12 protein-coding genes are annotated in these 12,101 nt (G+C 56.8%); 6 read left to right on the top strand and 6 right to left on the bottom strand.

The genetic code is table 11. The annotated features are described in order from the left end of the window. Positions 1-2 precede the first annotated feature (2 nt). From mnmG to E2L05_RS06600, 4 genes are read left to right on the top strand one after another with little or no spacing between them, the layout of a single operon-like run. A complete protein-coding gene (gene mnmG / locus E2L05_RS06585) occupies positions 3-1,874 on the top strand; it encodes a tRNA uridine-5-carboxymethylaminomethyl(34) synthesis enzyme MnmG (RefSeq protein WP_208016234.1) in 1,872 nt (623 codons plus the stop codon). Beyond that, complete coding sequence (gene rsmG, locus E2L05_RS06590; RefSeq protein WP_133342110.1) at positions 1,867-2,481, top strand: 16S rRNA (guanine(527)-N(7))-methyltransferase RsmG; 615 nt, start codon at positions 1,867-1,869, stop codon at positions 2,479-2,481. The genes mnmG and rsmG overlap by 8 nt, the downstream gene beginning before the upstream one ends. Further along, positions 2,474-3,274 (top strand): ParA family protein, encoded by an 801-nt coding sequence (locus E2L05_RS06595; protein ID WP_133342111.1) that lies wholly within the window; start codon positions 2,474-2,476, stop codon positions 3,272-3,274. The genes rsmG and E2L05_RS06595 overlap by 8 nt, the downstream gene beginning before the upstream one ends. Before the next feature lie 10 nt (positions 3,275-3,284). After that, complete coding sequence (locus tag E2L05_RS06600; protein ID WP_133342112.1) at positions 3,285-4,190, top strand: ParB/RepB/Spo0J family partition protein; 906 nt, start codon at positions 3,285-3,287, stop codon at positions 4,188-4,190. On the opposite strand, the gene E2L05_RS06605 is transcribed toward E2L05_RS06600, so the two are convergent. The 4 genes from E2L05_RS06605 to rph are packed head-to-tail and all read right to left on the bottom strand — an operon-like array spanning position 4,165 to position 7,001. Then, the gene (locus E2L05_RS06605; RefSeq protein ID WP_133342113.1) at positions 4,165-4,518 is read right to left on the bottom strand and encodes a YbaN family protein; all 354 of its coding nucleotides are present in this window, start codon (positions 4,516-4,518) and stop codon (positions 4,165-4,167) included. The genes E2L05_RS06600 and E2L05_RS06605 overlap by 26 nt on opposite strands. Positions 4,519-4,520: 2 nt before the next feature. Beyond that, a complete protein-coding gene (hemW, locus tag E2L05_RS06610) occupies positions 4,521-5,723 on the bottom strand; it encodes a radical SAM family heme chaperone HemW (RefSeq protein ID WP_133342114.1) in 1,203 nt (400 codons plus the stop codon). Beyond that, positions 5,683-6,291: an RdgB/HAM1 family non-canonical purine NTP pyrophosphatase gene (gene rdgB, locus E2L05_RS06615; RefSeq protein ID WP_133342115.1), complete on the bottom strand. Its 609-nt coding sequence runs from the start codon at positions 6,289-6,291 to the stop codon at positions 5,683-5,685. Before rdgB ends, hemW begins: the two co-directional genes overlap by 41 nt. Further along, a complete protein-coding gene (gene rph / locus E2L05_RS06620) occupies positions 6,288-7,001 on the bottom strand; it encodes a ribonuclease PH (RefSeq protein ID WP_133342116.1) in 714 nt (237 codons plus the stop codon). Before rph ends, rdgB begins: the two co-directional genes overlap by 4 nt. Before the next feature lie 90 nt (positions 7,002-7,091). Between rph and hrcA the strand changes: the two genes are divergently transcribed. Together hrcA and E2L05_RS06630 are read left to right on the top strand one after the other, a co-directional pair. Continuing rightward, a complete protein-coding gene (gene hrcA, locus E2L05_RS06625) occupies positions 7,092-8,162 on the top strand; it encodes a heat-inducible transcriptional repressor HrcA (RefSeq protein ID WP_133342117.1) in 1,071 nt (356 codons plus the stop codon). A gap of 11 nt (positions 8,163-8,173) precedes the next feature. Next, on the top strand, positions 8,174-8,776 hold the full coding sequence (locus E2L05_RS06630) for a nucleotide exchange factor GrpE (RefSeq protein ID WP_133342118.1): 603 nt from the start codon (positions 8,174-8,176) through the stop codon (positions 8,774-8,776). Here E2L05_RS06630 and mutS read toward each other — a convergent pair. Continuing rightward, positions 8,773-11,388 carry a DNA mismatch repair protein MutS gene (mutS, locus tag E2L05_RS06635; protein WP_133342219.1) on the bottom strand — a complete coding sequence of 872 codons (2,616 nt, stop codon included), beginning with the start codon at positions 11,386-11,388 and terminating at the stop codon, positions 8,773-8,775. The two genes, E2L05_RS06630 and mutS, sit on opposite strands and share 4 nt — an antisense overlap. A 160-nt stretch (positions 11,389-11,548) precedes the next feature. Continuing rightward, positions 11,549-12,052: a GNAT family N-acetyltransferase gene (locus E2L05_RS06640; RefSeq protein WP_133342119.1), complete on the bottom strand. Its 504-nt coding sequence runs from the start codon at positions 12,050-12,052 to the stop codon at positions 11,549-11,551. Positions 12,053-12,101: the final 49 nt, after the last annotated feature.

The following is a 12,101-nucleotide window of genomic DNA, read 5'->3' on the forward strand; positions in this document are numbered from 1 at the left end:
GGATGTTTCACGTGAAACATGAAGCCTACGATGTAATTGTCATTGGTGGTGGCCACGCGGGTTGTGAGGCTGCACATGTAACAGCGCGAATGGGAGCCAACACAGCTTTGGTGACGCTCAAAGCAGACAGTATTGGTGTGATGTCTTGCAACCCGGCCATTGGTGGCCTTGGAAAGGGCCACTTGGTTCGCGAAATCGACGCATTTGACGGGGTTATGGCGCGAGTCGCTGACAAGGCAGGTATTCAGTTCCGACTACTGAATCGCCGAAAGGGTCCAGCGGTGCGCGGTCCTAGGGCCCAAAGCGATCGCAAGATATACCGCGAGGCAATGCAAGCCGAGCTAAAGGCGATGCCGAACATTGACATCGTTGAGGGTGAAGCCGCTGATCTTATCATGGACGGTAACAAAGCAACTGGCATTCTACTTGCGGACGGCCGAACGATTCAATCAGCCACAGTTATTGTAACCACGGGTACGTTTTTAGGCGGTGTTGTTCACATCGGTATGAAGTCGTTCCCGGCTGGACGCATGGGTGAAGAAGCTTCCAACAAGCTTGCAAAGCGCTTTCGTTCTATGGGCTTACCCATGGGCCGGCTCAAAACGGGTACGCCTCCCAGGCTGGATGGCCGGACGATTAATTGGGATGTCCTGGAATCGCAGCCAGCAGATGATGATCCGACGTTTTTCTCCTTTCTTACAAAGGAAGTCGCTGCACGACAGGTGAGCTGTGGCATAACCCACACGAACGAACTTACTCATTCAATTATCAAAGAAAACTTGGAAAAGTCAGCAATGTATGGCGGGCGCATTGATGGTGTAGGCCCACGATACTGCCCGTCAATTGAAGACAAAGTGGTTCGGTTTGCGGATAAAAACAGTCACCAGGTGTTTCTGGAACCAGAAGGGCTTGATGACCACACTGTGTATCCAAACGGCATTTCAACATCCTTGCCCGAAGACGTGCAGACGGCTTACGTGCGGTCGATGAAGGGGCTGGAAAGGGCCGAGATATTACAACCTGGTTATGCGATTGAGTATGACTACATGGATCCACGCGGTTTGTTGCCTGATCTACAAGTAAAAGGGTTTCCGGGCCTCTTCTTGGCTGGGCAAATTAATGGGACCACGGGCTATGAGGAAGCGGCGGCTCAGGGTCTGGTTGCGGGGATAAACGCAACTCGTTCAGCACGAGGTGAAGAACCCGCAATTTTTAGCCGCAGCGAAAGCTATATTGGCGTGATGATCGATGATTTGACCACGCGAGGCGTCGCCGAACCGTATCGCATGTTCACGTCTCGTGCTGAATTTCGCTTAGCGCTACGCGCAGATAATGCGGATCAAAGGCTTACTCCAAAGGCAATGACTTTGGGATGCGTGGGTCCCGAACGCAAAGTAGCCTTTTCTGACAAGATGACTGCCTTGAAGGTAGGCATGGATAAGCTCAAGGGAGAGAATTGGCTCCCCGGGGAAATTCGCGCAGCGGGTATTCCGATCAGCGCAGATGGCGGGCGTAGGACCAGTCTTGATCTTCTGTCATTTCCTAAGGTGACATTTGAGAATATCGTCCGACTCAATCCGGAACATGCGTCCATTTCAGACGAAATCCAACACCAACTCTGGTGTGATGCTCTTTACTCAAAGTACCTGGTTCGCCAAGAGCGGGACGTTGCAACGCTCAAGCGCGAAGAAGGTATGATCATTCCGAGTAACTTTGATTATTCTCAGATTACTGGATTATCCAATGAGTTGAGGCAAAAGCTTGAGCGTCATCGACCGGGATCGCTTGCGCAGGCAGCTAGAATCGAGGGCATGACGCCATCAGCACTAGCCCTTCTACTCTCTCAGATCAGACCACAGCGTAAACATGCCTGATCTGGGGATTTTGACAGATGTTTCACGTGAAACACATGAGCGACTGGAGATTTACTCTGCCTTACTTACCAAGTGGACGCGGAAAATAAATCTTGTTGCGCCAGCTACGCTTGACGAATTGTATAACCGTCACATTCTGGATTCGGCGCAAATTTTTGATCATCGCTCTTCTGACAGTGGCATCTGGGCGGACCTCGGAACCGGCGGCGGACTTCCGGGGGTGGTTGTTGCGATCCTCGCTGCTGACGCTGCCCCAGAACTGAGGATTGTTTGCGTTGAAAGCGATCAGCGCAAAGCTGTATTCCTCGGCATTGTTTCACGTGAAACAGGTGTTCCGTTTCAGGTTGTCTGTGAACGTATTGAAAAGGCGGAACCACTCAAGGCTTCCGTCATCAGTGCCCGGGCCTTGGCGCCGCTTGACAAGCTCATGGCGTTTTCAGAGCGACATTTGGCGCCGAACGGTGTAGCTCTGCTGATGAAAGGGGCGCAGCACGAGAAAGAGCGCGCCGAAGCTGAAAAGAACTGGCAGTTTGACTGCGAAGAGATTACCAGTTGTACCGATCCCAACGCTGTCATTTACAAGGTCGGAGCGCTGCGCCGTGTCTGAAGAGTTCCACCCGCGGATTATAACAATTGCAAACCAAAAGGGTGGTGTCGGCAAGACAACCACCACAATCAACCTCGCTTCTGCTCTTGAAAAAAGGGGTCAGCGCTGCTTGATTGTTGACCTTGATCCACAGGGCAACGCTTCGACAGGTATTGGTGTCGATATCCAGGATCGTATTGCAACAACATACGACTTGTTGATCGACGGTGTTTCGCTTCTAGATGTAGTGCGCCAATCATCTACTCCTGGTATTTTGATTGCGCCAGCGACAACTGACTTGAGTTCGGCCGACATTGAGCTTGTGGCAAATGAACGTCGCAGTTTTCTGCTGCGAGACATTCTTCGTAGTGATCAAGTCACGTCGTTGGAAGTTGATTATATCCTTATCGACTGTCCGCCTTCGTTAAATCTGCTGACTGTGAACGCCATGGTTGCAGCAGATTCAATTTTGATCCCATTGCAAAGCGAATTCTTTGCTCTTGAGGGGCTGTCTCAATTGATGCTGACAATCCGCGAAATCCGCCAGACGGCGAACCCGGCTTTAAGAATCGAAGGCGTGTTGTTGACAATGCACGACCAGCGCAATCGATTGGCGCAGCAAGTGGAGGCTGATGCCCGAGAAACGCTGGGCGAGCTGGTCTTCAAGACAATCGTTCCCCGAAACGTGCGGGTCAGCGAGGCGCCGTCTTACGCAATTCCAGTGATTGACTACGACCCGAATTCAAAAGGAAGCCTTGCATATCAAGCCTTGGCTGAAGAAATCTTGTCGCGCTACGGCGCAGTCAAGGCCTAGGGAGGTCCAGATGAACCGAGAGAAAAGAGGATTGGGCCGCGGTCTATCCGCATTGATGGCTGACGTGGCAGTTCCAGATCAAACAGGCGTTGGCCGACCAACTGGTGAGCGTCGCTTGCCGATTGAGCAGATCAAGCCAAATCCGGATCAGCCGCGGCGGCGTTTTCAAGAATCCGACCTGACCGATCTGGCCAACTCTATCCGTGAGAAGGGTGTCATTCAGCCGTTGATTGTTAGGCCGACGCCGGGCCAGGAAGACGTGTTTCAAATCGTTGCTGGCGAACGTCGCTGGCGCGCGGCCCAAATGGCGCAGCTTCACGAACTTCCCGTTTTGGTTCGTGAAATGGACGACACCGAAGTTCTAGAGATTGCGATCATTGAGAACATTCAGCGCGCTGATCTGAACCCGGTTGAAGAGGCCGCAGGATACCGGCAGTTGATGGACCGATTTGGGCACACTCAAGAACGACTTGCGGAGGCGTTGGGGAAAAGCCGTAGCCATATTGCAAACCTGTTGCGTCTGTTGAACCTTCCCACCGAAGTGCAGTCCATGATGATCGAAGGGCGGCTGAGCGCGGGTCATGCGCGTGCGCTGATCACGACTGATGATCCGTTGAAGCTTGCACGTGTTGTTGTTGAGAAGGGCCTTTCGGTGCGCGAAACCGAAAAGTTGACCAAGACGGAATCGCCAGACCCGCGCAAGACGGCCAAGCGTCATACCTCAGATGGCGGTGAAAAAGATGCCGACACTCGGGTGCTTGAGCAGGATTTGACCGCAAATTTAGGAATGAAGGTATCCGTCAATCACAAAGACGGTAAAGAAAGCGGTACAATAACAATAAGTTACAAGAGTTTGGATCAACTGGATGAGTTGTGTCGCGTTCTCAGTCTCACTCCGACGGCCGGGACCATATAAAGGTCAGGACCGCGAGCAGTACAATTGCTTGAATAACCAAGACTGTCGGTTTCACTCCAAGTGCAATCGACAGCCCAAAGGCTGCTGCAATGGAAACAGTCGCGATCCGTTTGGCGGGCAGGCGGATTGCGCCCCTGTCGCGCCAGTCGCGAATGTGGGGGCCATAAATCGGATGCTCAACAAGCCAATCGTGCAGCTTGGGCGAGGATTTCCCGAAACAGAACGCAGCCAATATCATCAGCGGAACGGTTGGTAGAAGTGGCAGAACTATCCCGACAAGGCCAACAGCCACCGAGATCAGTCCGGCGAGGGTCCAGAATATGCGCATCGCTACTCCGAAAGAAGATCCCGTAGAATTGCATTAAGAACGCGGCGACCTTCCAGTGTTGTCCTAAGCTGATCGCCACGAACATCCAAAAGCCCAAGCTCAATGAGATGAGACAGCTTTGCGGGGTCAAGAGCAAGCCCAAGCCGCTTCAGCCGCGCTGTATCCGTCCCTTCATCAAGGCGTAGGCTCATCATCAGGTATTCTGATGCCTGAGCGGGCAGGTCCAGAGGGTCAATCAGCGACTCGCCGCTGCCCCGTTTTTCTACGGCATCCAGCCATTTTTCCGGTTGTCGGAATGTCTCGGTCGCCATTCGGCCCTGAGGCGTGGTGACACGGCCATGAGCGCCGGGTCCGATCCCGAGGTAGTCGCCATACCGCCAGTAGATAAGGTTATGTCGGCTCTGCGCACCATCTGCCGCGTGGTTGGACACCTCGTATGCTGGCATGCCATGTGCCGCGCAAAGCTGTTGGGTCAGGTCGAACATATCAGCAGCGTTGTCGTCATCTGGTAAATCGCGGAGGCGGCCACGGGCGTGCCTGTCGCCAAACGCTGTACCGGGTTCGATGGTTAGTTGATAAAGCGACAAATGATCTATGGACAGGTCAAGCGCTTGGGTCAGTTCGGCTTTCCAGCCTTCCAAAGTCTGGCCTTGGCGCGCATAGATCAGATCAAAGCTGACCCGTTCAAAAATTTTGCGCGCGACATCAAAAGCGGCAATCGCTTCCGCGCTGCTGTGTATTCGACCAAGCCGTTTCAGGTCTTCGTCATGGAGTGATTGAATGCCCATGGACACGCGGCTGACCCCTGCGTCTTGGAAGGCGCGGAACTTTGCCGCCTCGACCGAGGTAGGGTTTGCTTCAAGGGTGACTTCAAAATCGTTCGCAGTGGGCCACAGAGCCTTGATCCGGTCCATGATCGCCGCAACGGTGTCTGGATCCATGAGGCTGGGCGTTCCGCCGCCGAAAAAGACGGTCCGCAAGACCCGGCCGCGCGTCAGTTCTGCGCAACGCGCCAATTCAGCCAAATACGCATTGCGCCAACGAAGGTGGTCGATCTTGGCGGTCACATGACTGTTGAAGTCGCAATAGGGGCACTTGGCCGCGCAAAATGGCCAATGGATATAAAGCCCAAAGCCGCCGGCTTCCCAGTCGTTTTGCGGCGTGTCAGCGGTCAAGCAGTCCGGCCTTGAGTTTAGCAAAGGCATCGGCGCGGTGGCTCATGGCGTGCTTGCGCGCGGGATCCATTTCGCCGAAGGTTTCTGTCTCGCCATCGGGCAGGAAGATTGGATCAAACCCAAAACCCTCGTTGCCGCGCATGGGCCAGACCAATCGACCGGTGACCGAGCCTTCGAATAGCATGTCGCGCCCATCGGGCCATGCCACACAAAGCGTGCAGTTGAATTGCGCCGTACGCGGCTCGGGGGCGCCGCGTTCGTCCAGCAAGTCCCAGACCTTTTTCATCGCCATCGGGAAATCGCGGCCGTTTGGAGTTTCGGCCCAGTCGGCCGTGTAGACGCCGGGTGCCCCATCCAGCGCGTCAACGGTAATCCCGCTATCGTCGCTCATGGCCGGCAGACCGGATGCTTTGGCAGACGCATGCGCCTTGATCCGTGCGTTACCGGCAAAACTGTCTTCTGTTTCATCCGGCTCTTCCAGGCCCAGCTCTTTGGCGGACTGCACCGTGATCCCATAGGGGGCCATCAACGCAGCGATTTCGCGAATCTTCCCGACGTTGTGCGAGGCGATGATGATTTTGTCGCCAAGGTCTCTCATCGGCCGACCGCTTCGTTTTGCACGGTGACAAGGCCGCTGATGCCAGCCTCGGCAAGATCCAAAAGTTGGTTCATCTGGTCCCGGCTGAACGTCGCGCCTTCGGCGGACATTTGCACTTCGATCAGTTTTCCGGAGCCTGTCATGACGAAGTTGCCGTCTGTGCCAGCCTCGCTGTCTTCCGGGTAGTCCAGGTCAAGCACGGGTTGGCCGGCATAGATGCCGCAGCTGACAGCCGCGACCGGATCGACCAGCGGATCGCTGATCACCTCGCGTGCCTTCATCAGCTTGTCGACAGCCAATCGAAGGGCGACCCAGCCCCCGGTAATCGATGCGCAACGGGTGCCGCCATCGGCTTGGATGACATCGCAATCGATGGTAATTTGGCGCTCACCAAGGGCCACGCGATCCAAGCCCGCGCGCAGGCTGCGGCCAATAAGTCTCTGAATTTCTTGCGTTCTACCCGATTGCCCGCGCTTCGCTTCGCGGTTCATGCGGCTATGCGTTGCGCGCGGCAGCATCCCGTATTCCGCCGTAACCCAGCCCAACCCGGTATTCTTGAGAAAGGGGGGCACTCGATCCTCTAGCGACGCAGTGCACAGCACATGGGTGTCGCCCATCTTGATCAGGCAGGACCCTTCGGCGTGACGCGTGATGCCTGTTTCGATGGTCACAGGGCGAAGTTCGTTGAGCTTTCGGCCAGAGGGGCGCATGACAAATCCTTGCGTTAGGGTCGTGGTCCCTTATCTTTCACTGGCCGCGTAGTTCAACCCCTGAGACGAGCGCGGCAAAGGACGGTGACAATGAATGACGATCCAGGTTTGTTTGAAGGCTTGAATGATCGATCCCGCGAAGTGTTCCGCCGCGTCGTGGAAAGCTATTTGAATAACGGTGATCCCGTCGGGTCGCGGACGCTGACCCGTAGCATGAGCGAACAGGTCAGCGCGGCGACCATCCGCAATGTCATGCAGGATCTCGAGTATATGGGTCTTCTTGGCTCTCCGCACGTTTCGGCGGGCCGAATTCCCACTGAAAAAGGGTTGCGGATGTTTGTGGACGGCTTCTTGGAAGTCGACGACATGACCCTTCAAGACCGTGAGAGCATCGACGCGACATTGGGTAAGAACGGGTCAGATGTTGGGGCGATGCTTGATAATATCGGATCAGCCTTGTCTGGAGTGACCCACGGGGCGAGCCTTGTTCTGACCCCAAAACACGAGGCGCCGATCAAGCACATCGAATTTGTCAGCCTCGCGGCGGATCGTGCTTTGGTTGTATTGGTGTTTGGCGATGGGCATGTCGAAAACCGCGTTTTCACTCCGCCGCCCGGCCAGACGCCGTCTTCCATGCGCGAGGCGGCCAATTTCCTCAACGCCCTTGCTGAAGGGCGCACCCTGAGCGAGTTGAGCGGGGTCATAGAGACCGAGATCGGCCTCCGCCGCCGCGAGATTGATGGGCTGGCCAAAGAACTTGTCGAATCCGGTTTGGCCGTATGGGAAAGCGGAAGCGAGATAAGCGAGGGCAGTGAACGTCTGATCGTGCGGGGGCGGTCCAACCTGCTTGATTCGCAGTCCGAAGAGGATCTGGCGCGCATCCGAACGCTGTTTGACGATCTTGAACGCAAGCGCGATATCGCCGAGTTCCTTGAACTGACCGAAACTGGCGAGGGTGTGCGCATTTTTATTGGGTCTGAGAACAAGCTTTTTTCACTTTCGGGTTCCTCTCTGGTGGTTAGCCCATATATGAACGCTGATCGTAAGATTATTGGCGCGGTGGGTGTCATCGGTCCGACCCGGCTCAACTATGGCCGGATTGTCCCGATCGTGGATTACACCGCCCAGCTGGTTGGTAAGTTGATTTCTGACCGAAGTTAGAAGGAGTGGACATGGCGGACGCGAACAAGAAAGACATCACCGATCTGGAGGACATCCTGTCCGCCGCCGGTGATGAGCCGCCCGTAGATATTGATGCGCTGGCCGAAGGCGCAGATGAATTCGATGCAGCGCGCGACAGCGACTTGCACGCAGAGTTGGAAGCCGTACGCGCCGAACGCGATGATATGCGGGATCGGTTCATGCGGGCGTTGGCAGATGCCGAGAATGCGCGCAAGCGCAGCGACAAGGATCGCCGCGAGGCCGAAAACTACGGCGGATCAAAGCTGGCACGGGACTTGCTTCCTGTTTACGATAACTTGTCTCGCGCTCTGGCGGCGGCGTCAACGCAGCCCAGTGACGAAGACAAGGCGGTTCTCGAAGGCGTTGAGCTGACGCTTCGCGAGTTGACCAATATTTTCAACAAGCATGGGATCGTGCAGATTGACCCGCAAAAGGGCGACAAATTCGATCCGCAGCAGCATCAGGCGATGTTCGAAGCGCCCGTTCCCGGCACAAAGTCTGGCGAGATCATCGAAGTGATGGCTCTTGGCTTCATGCTGCACGACCGTCTGCTGCGCCCGGCGCAGGTTGGTGTGTCGTCCAACCCCGGCTAATCGGGTGTCGCGAGTCCTTTCAATTCGTACAAAAGCGTCAGGGCATCCATCGGACTGATTTGGTCTGGTTGGATGCTCTTCACCTTGTCGCGCAAGGGATCGTCCTTTGGTGTGAGTTTTGGGGCTGGAGCCGGTGCCGTTGCAAAGAGCGGCAAGTCATCAATGACGGGCCGCTTACCGCCACCTTCGCGGTCATTTCTTTCCAACGTTTCCAAAACATCGCGGGCACGGTGAACGACGCTGTCCGGCAAGCCGGCGAACTTGGCCACCTGCACGCCATAGCTGCGGTCTGCGGCGCCGCTGCGCACTTCGTGCAGGAAGATCACGTCGCCGTCCCATTCCTTGACCGTGACCGTGGCGTTGCTTGCGCCGGGCAGCTTATCGGCCAGCGCGGTGAGTTCATGGTAATGGGTCGCGAAAAGGGCACGGCATCGGTTCGCATCGTGCAGATGCTCAAGTGTCGCCCAGGCGATGGACAGGCCGTCATAGGTCGCAGTCCCGCGCCCGATTTCATCTAATATCACAAGCGCTCGCTCGTCGGCTTGGTTCAGAATCGCGGCCGTTTCCACCATTTCCACCATAAAAGTGGACCGACCCCGTGCAAGATCATCGGCTGCACCCACCCTGCTGAAGAGTTGAGACACCAGTCCAAGGTGCGCCGCCTGTGCGGGAACAAACGCGCCGGCTTGCGCCAGCAGGGCGATAAGAGCGTTCTGCCGGAGCCATGTGGATTTACCGGCCATGTTCGGGCCGGTCAGCAAGCAGATGGCGGCTCCGTCGCCCGCATTCAGGGCGCAGTCATTGGCCACAAAGCTTTGCCCTCCGTCGCGCCGGAGTGCGGCTTCAACAACCGGATGACGGCCGGCTTTGACGTCGAAGGCGCGGCTGTGGTCCATGCGGGGGCGGCACCAATCCGCGCCACTGGCCAAATCGGCAAGCCCTGCGGTCAGATCAATCTCGGCAAGCGCCCGCGAGGCTGCTCCGATGATGGACCCGGCCGAAACAGCGGCCTCGCGCAACAAAGTGAAATGGCGCTTCTCTATCTCAAGTGCTCGGCTTCCCGCGCTCAGGACCCGCCGTTCAAGATCGGACAGATCGACCGTCGTGAACCTGACTGCGCTGGCCGTGGTTTGCCGGTGGATAAACGTTTCTGACAGGGGCGGAGCCATCATTTTGGTCGCATGGGTCGCCGTGGTTTCGATGAAATATCCCAGCACATTGTTATGCTTGATCTTCAGCGCAGAAATCCCGGTTTGCGCGGCATAGTCCGCCTGCATCCCGGCGATGACGCTGCGCCCTTCGTCGCGAAGTGTGCGCGCGTCGTCCAGATCGGGATCATGGCCCGGTGCGATGAACCCGCCATCACGGGCCAAATGTGGGGGCTCAGCGACGAGGGCGGTATCCAGCAGATCCCTGAGCGTTTCGTGCCCCAGCAGATCCCGCGCAACCTCTGTCATCCGATCGGGGAGTCCCTGCGAGGCCCCCAATACGCCTGCCACAACCTCGGCCTGCGCGAGGCCGTCACGCAGGGCAGCCAAATCACGGGGTCCGCCCCGATCAAGGGACAAGCGACCAAGTGCGCGGTCCATGTCAGGAACACTGCGCAGCGCAGCGCGCAAATCCTCGCGCAGATGGGCGTTATCGGTCAGCGCCTCCACGGCGTCGTGGCGGCTGCGGATTTCGGTCAGGTTGCAAGACGGCGCGGCGATGCGTCGGTCCAGCAACCGTGCGCCGCCGGCTGTCACCGTTCGGTCAATCACCGACAGCAGCGACCCGTCACGCCCGCCCGAAAGGCGCTGACTGATCTCAAGGTTTCGACGGGTCGCCGCATCAATCTGCATCGCGCCGCTGATCTGCTCGCGGACGGGCGGACGAAGAAGCGGTAAGTTCCCCTGCTGTGTAAGATCCAGATAGTCGACTAACGCCCCAAGCGCGGACAATTCAGCCCGAGAGAAAGAGCCAAATGCATCAAGTGTCTTTACACCGTAAAGGCGGCACAGCCGGTCTGCTGCGTTGGTGCTGTCAAAGCTTGCAGTTCCCAAAACGGTGACGGTGCCATCAACCATGGCGCGCAGATCCGCCTCTTGCGCGTCGATGCAAAGCACTTCTGATGGGCCAAGCCGCGCCAGAAGCGGGCCAAGTGACACGGGAACGCAGCCTGCAACGATCATCTCGCCGGTAGACATGTCCACCCAAGCGACCGCGCCATCGTCACGGATCAACGACCAAGCAGCGAGATAGTTATGCCGCCGTGCATCAAGCAGGGTGTCTTCGGTCAAGGTGCCAGGCGTGACCAGCCGCACCACACCGCGTTTGACCACAGATTTAGACCCGCGTTTCTTGGCTTCCGAAGGGTCTTCCAGTTGCTCACAGATCGCGACAATGAACCCTTTGCGCGTCAGGGTCTGAAGATAGCTTTCAGCCGCGTGTACCGGCACGCCGCACATAGGGATGTCGGCACCTTCATGCTGTCCGCGTTTTGTCAGCGCAATATCCAAAGCCGCCGCTGCTGCCACCGCATCATCGAAGAACATCTCGTAAAAGTCGCCCATTCGGTAGAACAGCAGCGCGTTTGAGTGATCTTTTTTGATGTCGAGGTATTGGGCCATCATTGGTGTGATGGTCTGTGGTTTCTTGCTCACGCGGGGCCCCTTTCTGCGTGCGGGCACGCTACTGATCTGCGCGGCGCGGGGAAAGACGGAATTTAGCTGTGCAGAACAGTCAAAGATCTTTGGTCATATGCACACTGGTCCCGTTGGCCGACAGAAATTTCTACCCCAGTTTTTCATACAGACGCCGGTTGGCGTGCATTTCGGAATGTGTGGTCAAATCCATCTTAGTGCAGCCGTGGGCGCGGGCCTGCGTTTGGGCGTGCGCTATCAGCTGTCGGCCTAACCCTTGGCCAGCCGCATTTGGGGACACCGCGATGTTGGCCAGTTTGGCAGCGGGCGGCGCAATACTCAGCACAAGCCCTGCAACGATGCTGTCGCTGCTGTCCATGACCCAGACATTGCCCGCTTCAATATCTTCGGCGAGGCCGCCGGTGACATCCGGAAGATCCAAGATGGTCGTGTGATAGGGCGCATAGGCGGCGCGGATACATTCCGTCAAGGCGCGCAGGTCGTCGGTGGTGGCGGGTCGGATTTTGGGTTCGATCATAAGGCACAGTAGCTGACGGGCAGCGCCGCAAACAAGCGCAGGAACAGCGGGCCAAAGGGGCACCGCATCGGGCATTTTGGGGCGCAACACAGCAATCGCCGCCTTAAGTTTCGCCATTTCTGTCACGAATTGGGCGAACCAGTCCGCGATATCGCTAACGCGACGT

The organism is Meridianimarinicoccus aquatilis, from assembly GCF_004358675.1.
In the GTDB taxonomy this organism is placed as follows: domain Bacteria; phylum Pseudomonadota; class Alphaproteobacteria; order Rhodobacterales; family Rhodobacteraceae; genus Meridianimarinicoccus; species Meridianimarinicoccus aquatilis.